Source organism: Chitinophaga silvatica, from assembly GCF_003419895.1.
Lineage (GTDB): Bacteria > Bacteroidota > Bacteroidia > Chitinophagales > Chitinophagaceae > Chitinophaga > Chitinophaga silvatica.
Genome location: NZ_QPMM01000001.1, coordinates 1,096,411 through 1,119,860, shown reverse-complemented (window position 1 = coordinate 1,119,860; position 23,450 = coordinate 1,096,411). Strand labels below are relative to the sequence as shown.

Here is a 23,450-nt window from a genome sequence, read left to right as displayed (position 1 = left end):
ATCCCGTTCGTCTTATTAATGGGGATACAGCCAAACAATTGCTGGCCAGAAGCCGATATCTGCTCTTTAAACATCCCAGATTATGGACTAGAGAGCAACAGCAAAGAGCAGAGATTTTGTTTGCAAATTATCCACTCATACATAAAGCATATCAGTTATCCTTGCGACTGGGAGAGATTTACAAGCATTGCAAATGCAAGGAAGAAGCATTTAAGAAACTTGCATTATGGTATAATGACTTAGAAGAATCGGGCTTATTATCCTTCAAAACCGTTGCCAGAACCATACGTACACATTATCTGGGTATACTCAACTTCTTTAACAACAGAGCCACTAACGCAGCAGCAGAATCATTTAATGCTAAGATAAAGTCTTTTAGAAATGCTCTTCGTGGGGTGAGAGATGTGGAGTTTTTCCTATTTAGATTATACAAGCTGTATGCGTAAAATTTATGCCATCCCCCAAGTTTTCAACTTGATCCGAAGAAGCGCAGATTTTTGACACTACGCGGAAATAAAGAAGGTTGCAAGTCAATAGCTTACAACCTTCTCTAGTGCCCAGAACTGGATTCGAACCAGCACACCCTTGCAGGCGCTGCGACCTGAACACAGTGCGTCTACCAATTTCGCCATCTGGGCATTCAGGAGCGCAAAGATAAGCAGACAAATCTTTTTTCCAAATTTTATACTGATTTATTTTCGCAGTAGTGTGTTTTAAAACAATAATTATCAATGGTTGTTAAGATGGCATATAACCATGGGATATGATTTCTGTTATTATAATTCTCCTATTAATCGCATTGAATTTTTACTTCTCCCTTGCGGAAATAGGATTGATTTCGGTAGATAAAAATTTGCTGCAACAGCGGGCCGATAACGGGGATAATAAGGCCGCCGACATACTGAATCTGATTAAAGAACCAGATGAATTTCTAAGTGCCGTGCAGGTAGGAATTACATTGGTAGGCATACTGGAAGGGCTATACGGTGGAGATCTCATGGCTGCATGGCTGGAGCCTGTATTTGTAAAATGGGGATTGCATACTTCGCTGGCACATCTGACAGCACTGGTAATTGGTGTAGGTTCTATTACTTATCTGACAATTGTTTTCGGGGAACTGATTCCTAAAACCTTAGCATTGGTAAATCCTAATAAGGTTTCCTATGTCATCACTCCATCTATGATCATTTTCTCCAAGATTGCTTATCCATTTATAAAGTTACTTACTGCCAGTAGTAAATCTATTCTGGGTTTGTTTAACATTCATACTATTCAGGAAGAAAAGATAACGGAGAATGACCTACGAAGTATACTGACCGCAGCTTATAAGCAAGGAGTTATTGATAAGGGAGAATTCAATCTACATAAAAATTTATTTACGACCTATGACCTCACAGCTGCCAACATCATGACACCGGCGAGCATCATCACCTTTGTAAACGAAAAAATGAGTAGAGAAGAAATTAAGGATACTATTCAACGTAGTATTCACAGAACGTTTCCGGTTGCAAATGCAAACAAGGAAGTAGTAGGTGCCTTGGGCGTTAAAGATTTCTTTCTGTATCCCGACAAGCAAATAAAAGAGGTACTATCTCCCCTCTCCTTCCTGTCTATGAATCAGGAAGTGTATGATATCTTCCAGCAAATGCGACATGAGAATAGTAATATGTCGGTGGTCATTAATGAATACGGTCAATGCGAGGGAATCATTACCTATCATGATATTGTATCAAGCCTGCTAGGCGCAACATTACCTGGATTTAATGCAAGGGAACGATTTCTGGTAAAACTGGAAGATGGTACCTGGCTTACTTATGGATACACCCGTTTGAGTTATATCCGTGAAACATTAGGCTATGAATGGCTGCGGGAATATGAAATGGAAGACATTACTATTGCAGGCCTGCTCATAGAAAAGCTTAAACATATCCCCGCGCCTGGAGAAAAAATAATTTTAAACCAGATTGTTTTTGAAGTTAAAAAGATGGATAAACATAGAATTGATGAGGTAAATATCAGACCTGTCTTCTGATTACTTATTTTCCCATTTAAAGTATTTCACACCAATTACTACAAATAATATGGCATATCCAACTGAAGCCAGAAATGCATAGGTTGTTGCCAGCTGCCAGGATGCCGGGTCAAGGCCCGCGGCCAATACCTTCCTTACAGTACCATATGGCGACCAGGTAGCTATTTGCCCGATTTCCTTCCCCAGTACTCCAAACTCACCAAACATCCCTATCATAATAAAAGCAAAGTAAACCAGACGGGTGGTAGTATTTACAGTTTCAGGATTCTTTATCAAACCAACTATCGCCTGGCCCAGACCTAAATACACTGCACTTCCCAATACAGCCATCACTAATCCTACCAGGTAACCTGCTGGCGTCAGAGAAATATGATCTACAAAATATCCAACAATAAATACCAACAACGTCATTAATATAATCATCGCTACCTGAACAATTAAGCGGCTGCTCATGATTGTCCATCCCTCAAGCGGGCCAACTCTAAGTCGCTGAAATATGCCTCTGTCGCGGTCTCTGGCCACCGCATTGGAATAACCCATCAGCCCAATGCTTGTTAAACCAATAGTGATGCAGGAAGATAAAACAAATACTCCTCCAAGTTTAGGTACCAATCCTTTCCAGGACACAAGAATAATTAATGGTACAAGCAATACCATGTTAAAGGAACGGCGATTACGCCAGAGTGTTGTAAAATCGGCTTGTAATAAAGCCGATAATATAGCTGAGTTCTTAGGGATTCTAGTTTCCATTATCAATAAATAATTTATGAGCGTATAGCTGTACCAGTTAGACCAATAAATACATCTTCCAACGTTACTTTTCCTTTTCTTACAACTTCAAGAACAGCGGGATTGGTGAGATTATTTTCAATGAGGGCAGCCGGACTATCAATTGCGATAATACTGCCATGATCTATGATGGCAATACGATCACAGATGGCTTCTGCTTCTTCCATTGAGTGGGTAGTAATCAGCACCGCATGTCCTTTATCGCGAAACTGTTCGATTCTATCCCACAGGTAACGTCTCGATTGCGGATCAAGGCCTGTAGTTGGTTCGTCCAGCAACATGAGCTGAGGGTCATGGATGGTGGAGATAAGTAAGGAAACTCGTTGTTGTTGTCCTCCCGAAAGCTGAGCTATTTTTTTATTTATTGAATCTGTGAGATTAATAGCGGCAAGTCTCTCATGAATTTCAGCATCCGTAAGATTTACGTCATAGATTCGGGAATACAAACGAATGATTTCTGTAATTGTCAGTTCCTGCTGGAAACTGGTAGCCTGAAGTTGTACTCCCATGTTGGCCCGGGCATGCAGCGGTTTGGATGCAATATCAAATCCGCAAACGGAGATAGCGCCGGCAGAGGGCTTTAAGAGCCCTTCAATTGCGCTAAGAGAGCTGGTTTTCCCTGCACCATTAGGCCCTAACAAACCAAAAATTTCTCCTCCGAATACTTCAAAGGAAATGCTTCTCACAGCAGTAAAATTTCCATATCTGACGTTCAGATGATCCACTTCCAGGATAGGCTCCCGGCGGGTTGGTAGATTGCTCATTTAACTGAATTTTTTCTAATTTCCAGAAAATTACAACAGCAGCCGACAGTAAATATCAGAAAAAGGTAAACGGCGGAAAAATGACGGCAAAGACCAGTTGATTACCGGTAAATTTTCCTAAAGGGAGATTAGTTGTCTTCTTAACGCTTCTAATACCATTCCAGTACGGCTTTGAACATTGAGCTTATGAAAAAGAATTTCCCGGTATCCGTCTACCGTCCGTTCGGTTACATTCATTTTAACAGCAATAGCTTTATAGGTCAGATCGCTACATGCCAGGCTAAGAAATTCCTTTTCCCTTTCGGTAAGGATCTGATTTTGCTCGGATTGGACTAAAAGACGCCGGTAATTAACGTTGGAAGCATCGTTACTATACAAACCGGTTTCATTAACCTCTATTAAAGCTTTTTCCAATTCAGTGGGGTGAATATCTTTCAACAGGTAGGCGCAACAACCAGCTTTCAGCATTTCGATAATGGTAGCATCATTATCTTTCATTGAAAGAGCTATTACTTTGGTATTGGGATAAATCGACAGAATGCGTTGAGTAGTGGCGGCTCCATCCATAACGGGCATATTTACATCTATCAGTACAATGTCCGGTGGGGTGGGAAGAAGCGCGAGCCTGGATAATAGTTCTGCACCATTAACAGCTTCGGCAACAATCAGGAAGCCGTCGAAGCTATTAATGAGTAAACTTAATGATTTCAAAAATAATTGATGGTCGTCTGCAATGCCAATGGTGATGTTCATAAAGATTTTGCTAAAGGTAAACTGATCATAACTGCGGTGCCTCCTGCGGTAGTAACTTCCCAACTGATTTCTCCCTGTAACAACCTGGTTCTGTGCTGCATATTTCGAATGCCCAGTCCTTTGTTTGACATGGAGTTTTTATCGAATCCACCGCCATCATCAGCAATGATTACAATCAATTGCTGATTGCTTTCCCGCATACTGATATCAATTATCTGGGGTTTAGCATGCTTGATACAGTTTTGGATGGCCTCCTGAATAATCCTGAATAGAATGATCTGAGGTTCTGACTGAAGGGGTAAGACCAATAAGTCGTGGGAGAATTTAATCGTAATAGCTTTACTGGCATTTATTCTGTCAATTTCTACTCTGAGGTTTTCTATTAAGCTGAATTGATCCAGCCACTGACGGCTAAACGATTTTGACAGCGCCCGGAGGTGCTGTATTGCAGTACTAAGGGTTTCTTCTGCTGTAAGCAGCGTTTCTGGCACTTCAGCCATATTACGTTGGGTTACATTTATCAGGAGTTTCGTACTGCTTAGTAGTTGTCCAATATCATCGTGCAGTTCCTGCCCTAAATGTGCAAAGGCCTCTTCCTGCATTTCAATCTGGGACCACATAAGTTGTTTGTTGTACTCTTCTTTCATTAATTTTAGCTGATGTAAGTGTGCATCCTGCTTCTTTTTATAACTTATTATGGCTGCTATTACCACCAGTCCCATGATGACGACAAGCAACGTAATAAATGTTACAGCTACAAAGAGATCCTGTTTGACCGGAAGCATAATACACCTTTTATAAGTATAATATACAACAGGTAATTGGAAATTGAATTCAATACCGAGAAAAAATGCCTTGCACGGGTTGTATCATTTTCCAATAATGGATTGTAAAACGCATTCACGCTTACTGAAGCTGCGAAATAAACAAAAAAAGCAAGGGTTAACCAAAAATTTGGGTGCCGGAATATAGACGATTCATCGGGGGTTATAGAAAAAAAGGATAAAAGGCACCAGCAAATGACCAGAAAGCTTTCTATTGTAATATTGACGCCCGGAAAGGCACGCCAACCTTCCAATACAAAACTGAAAAACAAAGAAATTATCCCAAAAACAAAAATGGAAACTCCCATTAATAGTCTTAATCGATAATCCCTTATTCCCGATCGTAGAATAATAGTAATAAGGCTATATTCCAGCACCACAAAAAAATGATATACTATGAAAAACCCTAATCCCTTGGTACCAATCATCTCTACAATGACTTCTGTAATTATAGAAACTGCCAGTAGTAAGCCCAACATCTTTACTTCTCTGTACTGAAGATGAAATAAACTCACTACAAAGCAAATAATCAATAAAACATAATATGCATATACCCAACCGTTCATTGGCACAAAGGAATTAATTTATTTCAAATGGCTAAGATCTGCTGTAGCCAATGGTGAATTATGAGATTTTAAAGCTTCAAATATCTGTCTTAACGAGTGAATACCCTTACCTCCTTTACCATTTCCTCTCTCCTCTGCTCCAGGGTCGCTAGGATCTGCAACTAACATGCTGTTTTCAGTCGCTTTCTTCAATAACTGAGTATAGCCAATTTGTTCCTGGTTGGCATCCAGACCCTGAGCTGCAAGACTAAAACGTTGGTTTCGTTCAGGGATCGCGAAGTGGAAACGTACATACTCACAACCTTCCTGGCTCAGTAATCTTAACAAAGAAGCCTTACTAAAATCAATTGAATAAACATCCTGGAAGGCATCAGCTACTTCCGGATTAGTTTGCAGGAAATTGTAGAAATTGTTTAGCATTCCAAAAAAAGCACCCACTGTTACGGGCATTCCATAGGTTTCTTTTTCGCCGGTAAATGGCATGTTGTAGTCTAACTGCTCGGAGGAAGGTTCCAGATAGCCGTGACCGTTACACGCATAACCTGCATAGGACATTTGATCGCTCATATTTGTTTCAATTTAGTACAAACAAATATTTTACTTTTTTACCATATTGCTACCCGGGATTTTCCCCGGTATTACAATTGCAATAATCCCAATTTATATAATGTATTGATTGGCTTGTTATCCCAAAACAGCTCAAAATCCTCTAAACCAGCAGCTTCATAGCTGTTTTTCACTTCCTGTAACGTATATACTTTAGGGTTATTAACAGCAAGAGTTGGCAATAAATTAGCTAACCATTCTCCTTGTTCGGGTGGTACACTAATATTTATTTTGTCTTTTTTACTCATAAAAGTAAAGGAGGCCACCTCCCAGGTACTACCTTTTTTAGATTTTGTAATGATTTCCATAGATGGCTGATGCCCCAGGTACACTACCTTAGTTGTTGGCTTAATGGTTCCGGGTTCTGCTTCATGTAATGCTCTGGTAATATAATCCGGAGCTACCGAAGTTTTAGGTACCTTGAAATCGAACCACTTAGATAATGGATACTCAAAACATGCTCCATGCATATAGTTTAGCAATGATTTCTTCAACCCAAAACTAAAGGTTTCATGTTCTGCTCCCGAAGGATCTATATGCATGATATCATTATTGGCAAATGCTCCTACCAGCTCCGTTTCCTTCTCTACTTTAAATTTTGCCGGGTCTAAACCCACCGGACTATGTGCTGTCATCGTAAACTGATGCCAAAAGGCACTTTGCAGTATTCCGGCTTCAAACATCTGTCGAACCATTTCCAGCGAATCAATAGTTTCCTGAGCTGTTTGTGACGGAAAACCATACATCAGATAAGCATGTACCATGATTCCTGCTTCGGTAAAATGACTATTTACCCTGGCAACCTGTGAAACAGTGATACCTTTTTGGATCAGCTCCAGCAGTCTGTCGGATGCTACTTCCAATCCACCTGATACTGCAATACAACCGGAAGCCTTCAGCAACTGGCATAAATCTCTGGTAAAACTTTTTTCAAACCGAATGTTTGTCCACCAACTAACAGAAAGTTTGCGTCTGATGATTTCCAGGGCCAAAGCACGCATTAATGCCGGAGGGGCAGCTTCATCCACAAAGTGAAATCCGGTTTGTCCGGTTTGTGCGATAATCTCTTCCATCCTGTCACAAAGCAAGGATGCTGTAAGAGGTTCATATACTTTAATATAGTCGAGAGAGATATCACAGAATGTACATTTTCCCCAGTAGCAGCCATGAGCCATGGTTAGTTTATTCCAACGTCCATCGCTCCACAGGCTATGCATTGGGTTTACGACTTCAATTGCTGAAATATACTGATCGAGCAACAGATCACCATAATCAGGTGTACCTACCTGCGACTGTTTGTAATCGCAGGTTTTGGCGTTATTGATATAAGTTACTTTATGGTCTTTTAACAGGAAAGTACGTTTCAGCTCCTCTTCCGGGCGCTGGCCGCTGATATGCTGCAGGAGATTTTCTATTGGGGCTTCTCCATCATCCAGGGTAATGAAATCAATAAATTCAAATACTCTGGTATCGGAAATAGACCTCAGCTCTGTATTCGGAAACCCTCCTCCCATCACTACTTTTGTATCAGGGAAATGTTTGCGGATGTATTGTCCGCAACGCAGGGCGGCATAAAGATTACCGGGGAAAGGAACCGACAAGGCCACCATTTGGGGCTGAAGTTCCTGAAGGTATGCTGCTAATAATTCTAATAATATATTATCGATATAGGTAAACGGAGCATGTAATGCTTCATATAATTCATCGAAACTATTGGCCGATCTGCTCAATTTTTCTGCATATCTGCTAAATCCGAAATGAGGGTCTACACATTCCATAATAAGGTCGGATAAATCCTCCAAATACATGGTAGCCAGGTGTTTAGCCCTGTCCTGTATGCCCATGGAACCAAAAGCCCAATTCAGATCGTCGAGCTGCGTAAATCTTGAAGCTTCAGGTAAATAATCACGCTTACTGATCAGATGGGCCATTGTTGGGTTTTTGCCTTGCAGAAAGGCAATTACACCATCAATAGTTTGAATATATTCATCCTGCAATATGAGTATGCGCTTGCTATTATCCGACCAGTTTTGATCTGCTAAATCCTTAATATACCCGAACAATTGCTGTAAGCCTTGTTTGGAAAAGAGTTTCAGGGTTACTTCTATACCCAGATCAGCCTGTTTGGAAGCGATATTCTTGGTATTAAGAAATCCTTTCAGGTAGGCAGTTGCCGGATACGGTGTATTCAACTGTGTAAATGGTGGCGTTATCAGAAAAACGGGCTTACTCAAATCGACTTATTTAAGCCGCAAAAGTATGGCATTTTTTGCGGTCAGTAAAGGATTTTAAAATAGTCTACAAAATTTATAGACTTTTATTTGGAAATAATATTAGCTCAATATATCTTTGTTTCACCACCACTGATACGCCCACCATATATCAGTTTACCCACCAATTTATTAATGTTAATGCCTCATTTCCGCCCCACCCGGATTGGCTTTTATCTGCATTGTTAAACCAATCATATATAATCATGAAAACAAATAAGCATTTTTTTCTAACCGGTCTGATGGTGGCAGGGCTTCTCTCTTCTTCCTTTGCTGCCCCTAAAAAGCCTTTTATCAAAGAAGGTATCTGGAGAGGTGTTTTTTCTCTCTCCGAAGCTGCTGTTCCCTTTAATTTCGAATTAAAAGGAAAAGATCCCGAGCATGCAGTATTTACCCTAATCAATGGAAGCAGAAGAGATGATTTTCATGTAGTGCAAACCGCACCAGACTCTATCTTCATCAAAATGAATACTTATGATGCTGCCCTCGTAGCTAAAATAGAATCTGATGGACATATCTCCGGTGAATACAGGAGTCTTGTTCCCAACTTCAGAGGCAATGCCCTTCCATTCACTGCCGATTATGGCCAGGACTACAGATTTGAGCAACCTGCCTCTACAGCTGCTCCTACCCATAACATTACAGGAAAATGGGATTTAACCATCTATAGCAAGGAACCTACCCCCAACAGAATCGGGTTATTAAAACAGGAAGGCTCTAAGTTAACCGGTGTAATCATGTCGGTAGTTGGAGACAGCAGGGAACTCGAAGGAGTTGTTCATGGCGATGAATTTGAGCTTTCTGGTTTTACTGGTCCAAGCCCTATTTATATCAAGGGAAAAATTAATGATGATAAATCACTTACGGGAGAATTAAGCCTGGGCATATATAATAACATCAAATTTGATGGGGCTAAAAATGCAACTGCCGAATTACCAGATCCTTACAAACTTACCTACTTGAAAGAAGGTTATAAGAAACTAGATTTTACACTTCCGGACCTGAATGGGAAACTGGTATCCCTGAGTGATGAAAAATATAAAGGAAAGGTGGTAATCGTAGAAATCATTGGTACCTGGTGTCCTAATTGTACTGATCAGACTTCCTTTCTGTCGCCCTGGTTCAATAAGAACAAAGATCGTGGTGTAGAAGCCATTGCGATTGGGTTTGAACAGAAAGATGATTTAGAATATGCGAAGTACACATTAGGTAAACTCAAAGAAAAATACAATATACAATATGATATTCTTTTTGGTGGCATTGCTGATAAGAAAGTGGCGTCAGAAAAACTCCCTGCGCTCAACCGTATGATGGCATTCCCGACTACGATTATTATAGACCGTAAAGGGGAAGTCAGACAAATACATACCGGATATACCGGAGAAGTTACAGGTCAATATTATAAGGATTATGTAGAGAAATGGAATGACGATTTAAATAAATTAATTGCAGAAAAATAATTTTAACATTATTTTCCCGATCTCGTAACTACATTTACAACGACCAGACTTACCTTAGCTGAAATTTAAATACACAACTTATATGCAACGATTAGCGTCACTGTTCTTTATTGGAAGTTCTATCTTTTTAATGTCTTTTACTGCGCCTACTGTTGTTAAAGAAGGAAATAAACCAACCAAAACCGAAATAGCAAAACCTTCTGTTTTTCAGGTAAATGTAACTGAAAGCAAGGTTAACTGGACCGGTAGAAAAGTAACTGGCCATCACGAAGGCACCATCAACATCAGCGATGGAAAACTGGAATTAGACAATAACGTTCTAAAAAGTGGCAACTTTTCCATTGATACCCGCAGCATCCTGGTAACAGATCTTAAAGATGCAGGCAGCAATGCAAAACTGCTTGGTCACCTTAAAAGTGAAGATTTCTTCTCCGTAGAAAAGTTTCCTGCTGCCAATTTTGTAACTACCAATATTACAAACAAAGGCAATGGTAGCTATGATATCACCGGTAACCTTACTATTAAAGGTATTACCAACCCTATCAGCTTCCCTGCTACTGTAACTATTGAAGGTAGTAAACTGACTGCTAAAGCTGCCATTAAAGTTGACAGAACCAAATACAATATCAAGTATGGTTCCAAGAGCTTTTTTGAAGGAATTGGAGATAAAGCCATTTACGATGATTTCGATCTGGATGTAGTACTGGTTGCTACAGTAAAATAGTTCATTCATTCTTTTACTACCCCATTAAATAATTCCATGGGAGACTGACCCAACGAGCAAAATTTCAAGCAAAGGCGTATTGAATTTTGTTTATCATAGCAGATCTTAGAAAGCAAAGATTAACAGCCTTATGCTCCTTAATCTTATGCGCCCTGCATGAAATATTAAATTGAGTCAGTCTTCCGGGAATACCAAGAACCACCACCCTCTTTACAGCCCCTTACAGATAAACATATTACAGATCAACCATTTTTAAACAGTTTCCCACCAGCTGTTTCCAGCAATTATTTGCCATAAATACTCAACCACCATGCGATTGCAAAAATTAATACTCTTTGCAGCAGGGGCTTTTTGTGCCTATGCAATACTGTGCGGGTTCCAGGTTCGTACCCCCATCACCAAAGCTCAGTTAGGGGAAAAACTATTCTTCGACCCAATACTCTCAAAAAATTACAGTATTAGCTGTGCATCCTGCCATAAACCTGAATTTGGTTTCGCAGATACACTACCCCTTAGTGTTGGAATCAATCATACACCTACCAAAAGAAATACTCCAGGCATTACAAATCAGTCGGGGCGCCCTTCCTTTTTCTGGGACGGCCGGGCCGCTACCCTTGAAGATCAGGCATTACAGCCGATCATTAATCCGGATGAAATGGGTTTAGCAATAGAAGAAGCCATTATTCGATTAAATAATTCTTCTGTCTACCTCCCACTTTTCAAAGAAGCATTCAACGCAGCCCCAGATAAAAAGAACCTGCTAAACGCTATTGCTGCCTATGAAAAGACTTTGGAAACAGCGAATAGCCCATATGACAGATATATAGCCGGCGATGATAATGCTCTTTCTCCTGCTGCTATCAGAGGCCGGCTTCTGTTCATTGGCAAAGCCAATTGTAATAACTGCCACTCAGGCGAGGATTTTACTGCCGATAGATTCAAGAACATAGGATTATATAATGGAATTGATCTCAACGATGCAGGAAGATATGAAGTAACCAAAGACAGCGCGCACAAAGGATTTTTTAAAGTTCCCGGACTACGCAATGTTGCCGTTACTGCACCATATATGCATAATGGTATGTTTAAGACTTTGAAAGAAGTAATTGCATACTATAATGAACCCGACAAAATAGTACATAATGGCATTAATCGTGATCTTTCACTAAATACTCCATTACACCTTACTACAACCGAAATGAATGACCTGGAAGCTTTCCTGATATCATTAACCGACGATAGATTCAAAAACCAAATCAAACATCAACCATGAAAAAAAAACTACTCAATTTCTTTTTACTGTTACTCCTATATAGCCCGGTATTTGCTCAGGAAAAACGATTAACAGATACTACCAAACAATTAGGAGAAGTACAGATAGTAGGCTCCCGCAGTACAAACAGAACCAAATTAAATTCTCCGGTACCGGTAGATATCATTGATCTTAAATCTTTACAGGAATCTGCTCCCCAAACCAGTATTACACAAATATTGCAATACATAGTTCCATCCTTCCATTCAGTAAATGGCAGCAATGCAGGAGATGCAGCATCAGCCCTGAATCTGGTACAATTAAAAGGGTTGGGAGTAGATCAGTTACTGGTACTTGTAAACGGGAAAAGACGACATAAAAGTTCGAATGTAAACTGGGGTGGATTAGGAAACGGGGCTACCGGATATGATTTAAATTCTATCCCAACATCTGCCATTGAAAGAATAGAAATATTGAGAGATGGAGCCGCCGCTCAATATGGTTCTGATGCAATAGCCGGTGTAATTAATATCGTACTAAAAAAACAAACAGACAATGTTTTGGTAAGTACAACCGGCAGCATCAGAAGACGAGGCGATGGCGCCAGTACAAGGTCTGGTATCAACTATGGTGTTAAAATCGGCTCACAGGGTGGCTACTTAAATGCCAGCGTAGAATTTGCCACTCAGGCAATATCATTGCAACCTGGAAGAGATGATGCCGGATTATACAATGGCCCTATCTATGGTGGAGGCGCCAATACAAGAGGATACGATAATATATACACTAAAGAAATTGATGAAGAAATTCTTAAAAGCAGGGGGATAGACAGGCATTACTTCGATCAACGAGGCGGCGGCTCCAACAAGGCAAAAGATGCATTGTTGTTTTTTAATACAGCCATTCCAGTTGGTAATCGATCCGAAGTTTATGCTTTTGGTGGAATCAGTCACAGGACTTCCCAATTTACTGCTGTTTACCGCTTACCCGGGTGGACAGAGCGCAACAATACTACCTTATATCCTGATGGTTTTCTGCCGGCAATGGACAATAGTATCACAGATAAATCCATTGCTGTAGGGCTTAAGACCAATCTCGACAACTGGAAAATAGATATCTCCAATGTTTTTGGGAAAAATGATTTTGGCAATGTGATCAGCAATTCACTTAATGCCAGTTTGGGGTTGAAAAGTCCAACTACCTTTGATGCAGGTAAGTACAATGCCTCACAAAATACAGCAAGTCTGGATATCAGCCGCTACTTCGACAAAGCCTTAAGCGGCATTAATGTGGCATTCGGAGCCCAATACAGAACTGAAACCTACCAGATCATTGCAGGAGAGGAAGCATCCTATATTAAGGCCGACTTGCGCCAGATCTACAAAATTGATACTTCTGTAAATGGAGTGCCATATCTGGCAGATGCCGGACTCCTTGCATTAAATGGATTATCGCCCGGTTCTCAGATCCATGCAGGGTTTCGCCCATCAAATGAAGTAAATGTGAGCAGGGCGATTGTAGCCGGGTATGCAGATTTAGAGTTAAATATTACCTCCGACTGGTTATTATCCGGAGCAGTAAGAGCCGAAAACTTTTCTGATTTCGGTAACGTTACAACTGGTAAAATAGCTACCAGATATAGTATAGCACCCTGGCTAAACATCCGGGGAGCCGCCAATACAGGTTTCAGAGCCCCTGATCTTGCTCAGTTCTATTATACGGAAACTTCTACAAGTTTTCAGCAAGGGAGGGCCATAGACCAGGTTACCGCTTCCAATAAAAGTGCCGCAACCAGGGCCTTAGGTATTCCTTCCCTTACTCCGGAGCGCTCTACAGGCTATACCGCCGGGCTAACCTCACAGCCAGCTACTGGCATAGAATTGAGTATTGACGCTTACCTCATCAACATAAAAAATCGTGTAGGCAATACCGGTAACTTCTCTGCTACAGATCCAAATTTGCCAGCAGATGTAAGAGCTCTTCTTTTACAAACGGGAACTACTCAGGCCAAGTTCTTCTACAATGCATTTAGTACCCGTACCAGTGGCATAGAATTTACAGGTAGCTATAAAATACGCTTCCCCGGAAATACGCTTCAGTTCCTTGCCGGTGCCAATTTCGCAAAGAATGAAGTTACGGATGTAAATACGCCTAAGGGATTGGAACTTTACAAAAATGTTATTTTCAGTGAAGCAGAAAAAGCCAGAGTAACTACTAACATACCTCAGCAGAAAATCAGCCTGCAAGCTATTTTCAGCACTAAGAGGATTACCGCATTAGCAAGAACCGTTTACTTCGGTAGCGTAACAACTGCTACAGCTCAGAACGCCACCTTTCCCAAGCCCGATTATTTCTTTCAAAAACTAAGTCCTATCTGGATTACAGATATTTCACTCAGCTATCAATTTACCAAAGCTATACAAGGTACTCTAGGAGTGAATAATGTATTTAATGTGTTGGGTGACTATAGCAGTCCAACTATTTCAGGATTGCGTAACCCCAGCGTAGTGGGTATTCAGAATGGCAGTGCAGGAATTCAACCATTTGCGAGATTATTCGCACGTTTTTAATCCTTAAAAAAAGTAAATCATGCAAAAGAGAATAATACTATTAATTGGTTTAGCATTTGGATGCAAAAAAGCAGAATACCTGGATATTAATGCACAGGACAGATCTGCTCTAAGCGCCAATATCAGATTTGTGAATGCCAGGGTTCCTAATACAGGTATTCAATTCTGGACCTTTACCCAACAAATTACAACTACCCCATTATTACCTGGTAATTCGTCTGATTACCGACCAACTACATTTGGGAATGTACAAATCAACTTTACTGAAGGTAATGGTACTGCATATATAGCTTCGAGACAATTTGGCAACAGCGCTACCTATAGCGCAACAGGAGGTCCTAACGGTCCTATTGCCGGATACTACCACACTGTAATAGCTGCTGCATCACGTAATGATGTTAGTAAGGATTCATTAATACTATTCTATGATGATCTCTCCACTCCCCCTGCTGGTAAAGCCAAAATCCGTCTTATTCATTTAGCCTATGGTATTGGAGCAATTAGTGCAAATATTTTTCAAAACGGGAAAGAAAACAAGTTATCAGACAGTATTCCGTATGGTAGTGCCAGCGGTAGTAATATTTTAGGCAAAGCCTATGATAGTGCTCCGTTCTCGGTTATTGATGCAGGAAAGATTTCTGTCGGTATTACGAATAAAGCAAGTAACACCCCTATTCTGATTAACACCTTACAGGATATACAACTGGAGGCAGGAAAGATTTATACAATTTTTTTGCTGACAAATGGCAAGGGAATTGTGAGTGCAAATATTTTGTAGTGTGAGTTTAAGCTGAAGAAAGGTATGAATTCTACAATTTATTTCGTAACAAATTGTTTGTATGAATTTCGTGACTGTAAAATCGGGCGGGGGCAAGCCCCGCCCCTACAGGATTTCATCTAAAGCATGTTTTCTAATGGTAGAGAAATTTCATGTTAAAATCAATTCTGTATAGAACCAATTCTACAATTTGGAACCTCAACACTGATGAAACTCTGTAGGGGCGGGGCTTGCCCCCGCCCAACCTACGGTAAAAGACGTTTGTTCACCATTTTTATCATTTAGGGAATAGAAATCAATTCAAGATAAAATTTCTTAAATCCCCTTACTCAATAACACTAGGCTTACCCCTGCCTTGCAGGTAACCACAAAAAATAAGTTCTGGAATTATAGATTAAGAATTCATGAAATCTACTTCCACAAACTTAATATCATTGCTCTCGCTCTGCCTTACAATTAAAGAAGCTTAGTCAACCCTTAAAACAGCTTCAGCTTCGCTCCTACAGTCACCCATCTTCCGGGCATCATCGCGGCATTAGACTCTATATAGCTAACGTCTGTCAGGTTATTTACATCTGCATAGATCTGATAACGTGGTTGGCTATACGCAATTCTCGCATCAACGATCGTATAATCTTTGTAACTTACTCTCATGCAATAACGGGTAGTAGCTGCAATGCTAAAGTTATGCAGGAAGGTAGCGCGAACATTGGCAGTAAATTGGTGACGCAGACTTTCGATTACGTAGCGGGAAATTTTTGTAGATAAAGGATCTCCTTTAAAGGTAGGCGACAGGTAATTGTAACCTGCATTCAATGACAGGTTATTGAACACCAGTCCTGGCTGCAGCTGAAAATTATATCCTGCTGTTAATGAAAATCCTTTTACATCAGCTCTCTGGAAGTTTTGTGGCTGCCATTTAATAGTAGCAGGATCAGCAACTCCGGCCGTATCCTTAACATAATCAATAAAATCGCTGATCTGGCGATAGAAAGCAGTTGCAGAGTAATTAAAATTACCTTTAAACTTTCTGATACCGGCTTCCATGTAGGTTGCCTTTTCAGGTCGTAATTTATCGTTTCCAATAATATCCTTACTCACATAATAAAGATCTGTATAGGTAGGGATTCGCTGGGCGGTACTTGCGTTGGCAAACAACTTAAGATCGGAGGTAATGTTAAATCCGACATCGGCACCCGGGAAAAATTGCCATCCATAATTGGTATTATAGTTCAGGTATCCACCTACCGAGAAATTGAAACGGCGGTCGACAAACGATTTATATTCACCAAATACTCCAAAGTTGGTTCTTTCATGATTACCAAGATTAGAGCTTTTAATATGCTCATATCTGGCTTCCAGTCCAGCACCGAAGGTACCTATACCGGTTGTGAATGTATTATTCAGTTCTGCATCCATAATATGGGTATCATGGAGGTTTCTGTACTTATCTGGTTTTATGTAGATGTAATCATCTTTGGCATAACGGTAGCTGATCCGTGGAGCCATTACCCAGTTCGTATTAATTCTGGAGGTATTGCCAACAGCTGCAATAACTGTTTTTACAGTTTCTTTTGAATCCTTATCTCCCGGCGCAGCATAGAACCCATTTGCACCATAGGTATTATTTACAAAACCCGCCATTACATTGAACTGGTGGAGGGAATCGTTATTAAATGCTGCCTGGTAAAAAGCACGGTAATTGTCATATGCTGTATTATAGCGATAGCCATTACCCTGGTTACGACCGGCAGAAAGGGTTTGGCTGGTACCTCCATTGACGATAGAACCAATTGCATTTACAGTATATGCCCCATAAAGACGATCATTCTCATTATTCTTAAAGCTGCTACCCAGACTACCTCCGACAGCAAGACCTGAAGTTTTGGCTTGTTGGGTAACAATATTAATAGCACCATTGAGGGCATTAATACCGTATACTCTTGCAGCGGCCCCTCTGATCACCTCAATATGATCGATATCTGCCAGGGAAACCGGCAGATTCATAATATTATGACCAGTTTGGGGGTCTGTAATCTTTACTCCGTTTAAGAGGATGAGTGTCTGATCGAAAGTTCCGCCATCTATCCCGATATCTGTTTGCACTCCTTCCGGACCGCGCTGGCGGATATCGAGTCCCGGAACATAAGCCAGTATCTCACTTAGTGAGGATACCGGCATTTCATCGATCTGTTTACGGGAAATGATCGTAATATTTCTATTTACAGCCTTTACTGGCCCGGAGAGTCGATTTTCCTGTACTATAACTTCGTCGAGATACTTTGAAATTGTAGTATCCTGACGTTGTGCGGTGGCACTGCCGCAAATCCCTAAAAACAAGGGAATTAGTGCTCTTTTACCCGAAATAATTGCAAACATGCTTATAATGTCGTTGCTTGAAGGGCGCAAAATTACGTATTTCGCACTAATTATTTCAAAGCGTAAACATTACCATCTGTACTCCCGAAGTAAAGAACACCTGATTCGACCAACGGAGTAGATAGAATACTGCCCATATCCAGGAAGTCGGCATAAATTTTTATGACATCTCCTTTGTAACGATCTACCAGATCAGTATAGAGTTTGCCTGTCGCCTTGTTGAAGAAGCGATTAACATTCTTGGTTCTGGCGGCCGTCTGGAACAGGAGCTTGGATTTTCCGGTTTTCAGGTCAACTCCGTAAAGCTGCCCGTCGAGGGTTCCCATATATCCGTAATTGTTAGCTGCAGCTACCGCAGAAAAAACGTTCAGATTTACCGGGGATGCCCATTTAAAACCACCATACATGGCGTCTAAGCCAATAACCCGGCGAGTATCGGATGTTGTTACCACTAAGGTATTACCGTCGAGAGACGGGGCATTGGCCCAGCTTCCTGGTTCATGAAATACCCATAATCCTTTACCGGAATTCAAATGCAGGGCGTATACGTTATAATCACGTGCGCAGAAATACACACAGGTATCTTTTACCACTGCCGGATATTGCACTTCTCCTATCGGGAAAAACCGCTCTCCCATAGTGTCGAACTTCCATTTCAGGGTACCATCGGTATTCAGGGCATAAAACCAGCCATCGAAGCTGCCGGCCATAATGGTATTATCGGCAACAACTGGTGCAGCATGTACGGCTCCCCCGGTGGCATATTTCCACTTTAATGTACCGTTGGCCGCTTCGATTGCATAAATATTACCATCTGTACTGCCTATATATAACATGCCGTTATCCAGCACCGGAGAGGACAGAAAGTAATCCCATGGGTCGGTAGACCTTTCACCTCCTGTTTTATACCGCCAACGAAGTTGACCAGTTAAAATGTCCAGAGCATAGATATAAGCATCTTCGCTGATAAAATAGACATTACTATTATCGTAACCAACTGTACTGGTAATTTTGCCTTCTGTTCTGAAGTGCCAAACCGACTTACCATCGAGTTTATTAAGGGCATAAAGACAAGAATCGGCGCTTCCGATAAATAACAACTGATCCTTTACTTTTGGCGAACCAACAATTGGAGCTGTAGTTTTAAATTGCCATTTTATACTTGTTTGTTTGGGCCCTTGTTGCTGGGCATAGGCATTGGAGCTAAGGATAGCCATTGCAATGGCTAATCGGAGAAATGTTTTCATACTGTGGGATCTATAAATAGTTCAGAAAGATAAAAATTTCCCGCAAAGCCGCAAAGCTTAATATTAATTGGCATAAGGATTTTCTAAAAGAGGCATAAGGATCAAAACGAATATTTTAAAAACTCCTCAAAAATTCCAATTATTAACTGAAATCTAACAGAAGTTCTTAAAAAAATTCGCTTTAATCCTTATGCCTCTTTGCTTCTTATGCTTCTCTGCGAGCAACAAGCGAGCCCGCGAGCGATGAACTATACTTTTTTCGGTGGTAATGCAAAAGCTACTGCTTCATGCTCGAAATGGCCTTTATGAGAGCCATCACAGAAAGGTTTGTTAGCGCTCAGGCCACAACGGCAAATACTAACGATTTCACGACCTCCAAGGTCATAAGCATTTCCATTCTTATCTACAATTTCAAAATCGCCTTCAATTTTCAGCGAACCATTGTTATTAACTGTGATCTTTGTTGCAGCCATAAAATTTCGTTTAGCCGGCAAAAATAGGAAAAACAGTTTAAAAGGTGTTGACAGCTTCACTTAAATCATAAACCGGCACTTTATTCTGAAGTTTATCAGCCACAATACTGCTCCCGGCGGCACTTCTATAACCACCTGCACAATGCACAACAATAGGTTTGTTGACTGGTATTTCCCCTACCCGTTCTCTCAGTTGATCCAGCGGAATATTAATTGTATCCGAGAAAATTTTCCTGCCTGCTATTTCCCCAGGCATCCGTATATCTACAATAGTATAGTTTTCGGGATGCTCCCTAAAGTTTTCCAATGGAATTTCGGGCATTTGTGTTTTCCCGATATTTAATACCGTAGCCCCTTTGATAAATACTTCATAGCCAATTTTAGCAGTTTTATGAATTACTTGTTGTAAATGCTCCGCATTTCCTCCTACCAGATAAAAATATTCATCCGGAGCAATGATGCTACCCAGCCAGGTTTCAAATTTTCCTCCATCCTGTAAATTGATAGCATTAGGTAGATGACCTTGTTTGAATACCTGTTCCGGACGTGTATCAATGATGGTGATTCCCTCTTCAAAACTAAGATTTTCAATAATGGGAACTTTACTTAATGCATTTTGTAAACAGGGAGCGCCTTCCCTGTTCAGAGCTACATCGTATGGAAAATATTTTGGTATGAAAGGTTGTTCAGCCACTAGCTTTTCAACAAAAGTATCTATAGTCATGGGCTGAACACTCCAGTTCCCAATTCTTTCTGCTGCAATTGTGCTGCTATGAGCTGTACTAAGTGATCTGCCGCATAATGAGCCGGCACCATGCGCAGGAAAAACCAAAACATTATCAGGTAATACCATCAATTTTTCACGGAGAGAATGGAACATTTGCCGAGCCAGGTCTTCCTTGGCCGCCTTAATATTTCCTGCTCCTTCCCTTAAATCGGGGCGTCCGCAATCGCCAATAAACAAGGTATCGCCGGTGAATACCGCCTTATCTTGTCCGTGATGTACCAATACAATACTGATGCTATCGGGAGAATGTCCGGGAGTATTCAGGGCTTTAAGAACGATATCTCCAAAGCTAATTTCTTCGCCTTCATCAAATCCGGTATAGGGGTAGCTGGCGCCAACGAGCCTGGAACAGTAAACGACAGCACCATGTTTCTTATGTAATTCCAAATGCCCACTAACGAAGTCGGCATGTGGATGTGTTTCGATCACCGCTGTAATAGCTGCATTCATTGAAGCAGCATATTTCAGGTAGGGTGTAAGATCTCTGGATGGATCAATCAAAACTATCTGGTTTGCGGCCTTACTGTAGATGGCATACGAATAGTGCGCCAGCCCCTTATCTTCGAATTGCCTTATGTCCATTGTTCCTGAATTTAGGATGTAGGATAATGATTATTGAACAGTTTCGCAGAGAAGTATATAAATGCCCATTTTGCTAATCCAAACCAACCAAAAGCATGTTTTAATTTTCTTGCAGGAATCAGGGTTACCAGTTTTCTTCCTATTAATATTCCTAACACGGCAAGGAGGTTAATAGTTAACAACAATGGCTAATTGATTTTATAATTGCCTAAATCTCCCAAAAATCCAATTAGGGTGCTCAGCGCCATAGTTAGTGAAGTACCACAGCTTTTTCATTGGAAGACCAGCAGCAGGAATAATCAGAAAAACTCCTCCTGCTACTAATATTCCCATTATTAAGGGTATAACGATTCTCAAAAAAAATAGTTTGATCTGGATTGCCTGAAGTACTATTTTTTGGAAGAAATTTTTTTCTTATAATGCTACAACTTCAATATAGCTTCTGTGTAAATTAACCAATCCCTGCTGCTCCATTTTCTTAAGGAGTCGGGATATCACTTCTCGTGAGGTATTAAGATCTGCGGCGATTTCCTGGTGGGTTAATTTTAACTGATTACCTAATTTTTTTTGTTGATTCTGAAGATATGTTAATAATCTTTGATCCATACTTTTAAACACAACATTGTCCAGAACGCTTAATACTTCATCAAAGCGCCGTCTGTAAGATTCGATCACAAACTGATACCAGCTCTTAAAATCTTTCATCAACATTTCCATATGTTCTATTGGTATCATTAAAACAACAGAATCTTCTACAGCCTTTGCCATCACTTCACTAGCCTTACCTGAAGCTACACAAACCATTGATATGGCACAGGCGTCGCCCGGTTCAAGGTAATACATAAAAAATTCGCCTATATCTTCCCCTTCCCGATATAATTTAATTCGCCCTTCCAGTACCAGCATTGTATATTTCAGATACTGCCCCTGTTTCATCAAAACAGTACCTGCTGCCACTTCCTTCATTTGACCAATAGTAGCTAAATGCTGTTGAAGCTCACTATCCAGCGCAGGAAAATGTGTTTTCAGATAATTGAATATGCTCTCGTTATATGCCATATGAAATTCCTCTAACTTGCAATTTACGAAATCGCCAGCTGATGACTGAACGCCTGACCAACTTATCATTTAATATTTTTTCCAATATTTCATCTTTTAAATATTTGCTTATTAGAATTTGTCTGCTTGTTAAAAGCTGTAAAAAGAATTTGACGTTTGGCAGATTTATGGTGATGAAAAGAAATAGGCATAGGATTCCGAGCTCAAACAAAATGGTACGTTATCTGTTTTAAGCAAACAAAAGGTCCATTATGAAGCATATTGTCATTATAGGAGGAGGATTTGCCGGGATCAACCTTATCAGGAAATTAAAGTCGCACGACGATTATACGATAACGTTGGTAGACAGAAATAACTATAACTATTTCCCTCCTCTGGTTTACCAGGTAGCAATGGCCTTTCTTGACCCTACAGATATCAGTTATCCATTCAGGAAGTTATTACGTAAAAGGAAAGATGTTAGATATGTGATTGGAGAATTAGAGGAAGTGATTCCTTCAGAAAATAAGGTTATTTTATCAACTACCACACTTACCTACGATATACTTGTTTTTGCACAAGGCACTACTACCAATTACTTCGGGATGGAAAACGTAAAAAAATATGCATTGCCATCAAAAACGGTAGACAATGCTCTGGCACTGAGGAACCATTTCCTCAAAGTGATGGAGGAAGCCTGCATCACTAAGGATGCTAAGGAACGTACAAAATTACTGACTATAGTAGTAGTTGGAGGAGGCCCAACAGGAGTAGAAGTATCAGGACTATTGTCTGAACTCAAGAAAAATGTAGTACCGAAAGATTATCCCGAAATATCAGGAAAAGGCTACGAGTCACATATTTATCTGGTTGATGGAATGCCTAAATTATTGGCTGCCATGAGCGAAAAATCGCAGAAAGATGCGTTTAATGACCTTACTAAAATGGGAGTTGAAATAAGACTGGGCATGCAGGTAAAGGATTATGACGGAGAGATAGTAACCTTTGCCAATGGAGAATCTATTCCTACTAAAACAGTGGTCTGGGCAGCAGGAGTAACAGCAGAACGTGTAAAAGGTATTCCTGAAACCGTTTATACAAGAGGGAATAGAATGGCTGTTGATGAATACAATAAAGTAAAGGAACTCAATAATATTTATGCCATTGGTGACATTGCTTTTCAAACAAGCGATGAAGCCTTTCCCAACGGGCATCCGCAACTGGCTCAGGTAGCCATTCAGCAGGGGGTAAACCTGGCAAAAAATTTCAATGCAATGACTGCATCCCAACCACTAAAACCGTTTAAATACTTCGACAAAGGCAGCATGGCGATTATAGGACGTAATAAGGCGGTTGCCGATATTCCAAAGCCTAAACTACATTTCAATGGATTTATCGCCTGGTTTGTATGGTTATTTATTCATCTTACCTTCCTGATCACCTACCGGAACCGTTTCCGAACCATGCTTAATTGGGTGGGAGCCTATTTTACAAGAGATCAGTCGTTACGGTTACTGATGGAGCCCGACAAAGATCCTGAATAACTCTGCCGGGCC

The 23,450-nt window shown here is 40.5% G+C and carries 19 protein-coding genes and 1 tRNA gene; 8 read left to right on the top strand and 12 right to left on the bottom strand.

Going from position 1 to position 23,450, the window contains the following annotated elements:
* The coding region (locus DVR12_RS04335) for a transposase (RefSeq protein ID WP_147323404.1) at positions 1-446 on the top strand (446 nt) is incomplete at its 5' end.
* 108 nt (positions 447-554) lie between these two features.
* Here the strand turns inward: DVR12_RS04335 and DVR12_RS04330 are convergent.
* Positions 555-638 (bottom strand) — tRNA-Leu (locus DVR12_RS04330).
* Positions 639-763: 125 nt separating this feature from the next.
* Between DVR12_RS04330 and DVR12_RS04325 the strand changes: the two genes are divergently transcribed.
* Positions 764-2,032, top strand: coding sequence for a hemolysin family protein (locus DVR12_RS04325; protein ID WP_116974209.1), 1,269 nt, complete (start codon positions 764-766; stop codon positions 2,030-2,032).
* On the opposite strand, the gene DVR12_RS04320 is transcribed toward DVR12_RS04325, so the two are convergent.
* From DVR12_RS04320 to DVR12_RS04290, 6 genes are all read right to left on the bottom strand, one after another.
* Complete coding sequence (locus DVR12_RS04320; protein WP_116974208.1) at positions 2,033-2,782, bottom strand: ABC transporter permease; 750 nt, start codon at positions 2,780-2,782, stop codon at positions 2,033-2,035. It lies immediately after the preceding gene.
* Positions 2,783-2,796: 14 nt separating this feature from the next.
* The gene (locus DVR12_RS04315) at positions 2,797-3,585 is read right to left on the bottom strand and encodes an ABC transporter ATP-binding protein (RefSeq protein ID WP_116974207.1); all 789 of its coding nucleotides are present in this window, start codon (positions 3,583-3,585) and stop codon (positions 2,797-2,799) included.
* A gap of 117 nt (positions 3,586-3,702) precedes the next feature.
* Entirely contained in the window at positions 3,703-4,338 is a 636-nt protein-coding gene (locus DVR12_RS04310) for a response regulator transcription factor (RefSeq protein ID WP_116974206.1), read from the bottom strand.
* Positions 4,335-5,123: a sensor histidine kinase gene (locus tag DVR12_RS04305; protein WP_116974205.1), complete on the bottom strand. Its 789-nt coding sequence runs from the start codon at positions 5,121-5,123 to the stop codon at positions 4,335-4,337. Before DVR12_RS04305 ends, DVR12_RS04310 begins: the two co-directional genes overlap by 4 nt.
* 623 nt (positions 5,124-5,746) lie before the next feature.
* Positions 5,747-6,295, bottom strand: coding sequence for a hypothetical protein (locus DVR12_RS04295; RefSeq protein ID WP_116974203.1), 549 nt, complete (start codon positions 6,293-6,295; stop codon positions 5,747-5,749).
* A 71-nt stretch (positions 6,296-6,366) separates the two neighbouring features.
* The gene (locus DVR12_RS04290) at positions 6,367-8,568 is read right to left on the bottom strand and encodes a B12-binding domain-containing radical SAM protein (protein WP_116974202.1); all 2,202 of its coding nucleotides are present in this window, start codon (positions 8,566-8,568) and stop codon (positions 6,367-6,369) included.
* 242 nt (positions 8,569-8,810) lie between these two features.
* Between DVR12_RS04290 and DVR12_RS04285 the strand changes: the two genes are divergently transcribed.
* The 5 genes from DVR12_RS04285 (at position 8,811) to DVR12_RS04265 (ending at position 15,388) form a co-directional block, all read left to right on the top strand.
* Positions 8,811-10,064 carry a peroxiredoxin family protein gene (locus DVR12_RS04285; protein WP_116974201.1) on the top strand — a complete coding sequence of 418 codons (1,254 nt, stop codon included), beginning with the start codon at positions 8,811-8,813 and terminating at the stop codon, positions 10,062-10,064.
* An 82-nt stretch (positions 10,065-10,146) separates the two neighbouring features.
* Positions 10,147-10,788, top strand: a complete 642-nt coding sequence (locus DVR12_RS04280; RefSeq protein ID WP_116974200.1) for a YceI family protein — start codon at positions 10,147-10,149, stop codon at positions 10,786-10,788.
* A 310-nt stretch (positions 10,789-11,098) separates the two neighbouring features.
* The gene (locus DVR12_RS04275) at positions 11,099-12,061 is read left to right on the top strand and encodes a cytochrome-c peroxidase (RefSeq protein ID WP_116974199.1); all 963 of its coding nucleotides are present in this window, start codon (positions 11,099-11,101) and stop codon (positions 12,059-12,061) included.
* Positions 12,058-14,610, top strand: coding sequence for a TonB-dependent receptor plug domain-containing protein (locus DVR12_RS04270; RefSeq protein WP_116974198.1), 2,553 nt, complete (start codon positions 12,058-12,060; stop codon positions 14,608-14,610). Before DVR12_RS04275 ends, DVR12_RS04270 begins: the two co-directional genes overlap by 4 nt.
* A gap of 19 nt (positions 14,611-14,629) precedes the next feature.
* On the top strand, positions 14,630-15,388 hold the full coding sequence (locus DVR12_RS04265) for a DUF4397 domain-containing protein (RefSeq protein WP_116974197.1): 759 nt from the start codon (positions 14,630-14,632) through the stop codon (positions 15,386-15,388).
* Between the two features lie 477 nt (positions 15,389-15,865).
* Here DVR12_RS04265 and DVR12_RS04260 read toward each other — a convergent pair whose 3' ends face one another.
* The 5 genes from DVR12_RS04260 to DVR12_RS04240 form a co-directional block, all read right to left on the bottom strand.
* Positions 15,866-17,767: a TonB-dependent receptor plug domain-containing protein gene (locus DVR12_RS04260; protein ID WP_116974196.1), complete on the bottom strand. Its 1,902-nt coding sequence runs from the start codon at positions 17,765-17,767 to the stop codon at positions 15,866-15,868.
* 50 nt (positions 17,768-17,817) lie between these two features.
* Positions 17,818-19,014 carry an outer membrane protein assembly factor BamB family protein gene (locus tag DVR12_RS04255; RefSeq protein ID WP_116974195.1) on the bottom strand — a complete coding sequence of 399 codons (1,197 nt, stop codon included), beginning with the start codon at positions 19,012-19,014 and terminating at the stop codon, positions 17,818-17,820.
* Between the two features lie 248 nt (positions 19,015-19,262).
* Entirely contained in the window at positions 19,263-19,487 is a 225-nt protein-coding gene (locus DVR12_RS04250) for a CDGSH iron-sulfur domain-containing protein (protein ID WP_116974194.1), read from the bottom strand.
* Between the two features lie 37 nt (positions 19,488-19,524).
* Positions 19,525-20,856, bottom strand: coding sequence for an MBL fold metallo-hydrolase (locus DVR12_RS04245; RefSeq protein WP_116974193.1), 1,332 nt, complete (start codon positions 20,854-20,856; stop codon positions 19,525-19,527).
* 414 nt (positions 20,857-21,270) lie between these two features.
* Complete coding sequence (locus DVR12_RS04240) at positions 21,271-21,984, bottom strand: Crp/Fnr family transcriptional regulator (protein WP_233522125.1); 714 nt, start codon at positions 21,982-21,984, stop codon at positions 21,271-21,273.
* Between the two features lie 182 nt (positions 21,985-22,166).
* Here DVR12_RS04240 and DVR12_RS04235 point away from each other — a divergent pair, with 182 nt between their 5' ends.
* The gene (locus DVR12_RS04235) at positions 22,167-23,438 is read left to right on the top strand and encodes an NAD(P)/FAD-dependent oxidoreductase (protein ID WP_116974192.1); all 1,272 of its coding nucleotides are present in this window, start codon (positions 22,167-22,169) and stop codon (positions 23,436-23,438) included.
* Positions 23,439-23,450 lie beyond the last annotated feature (12 nt).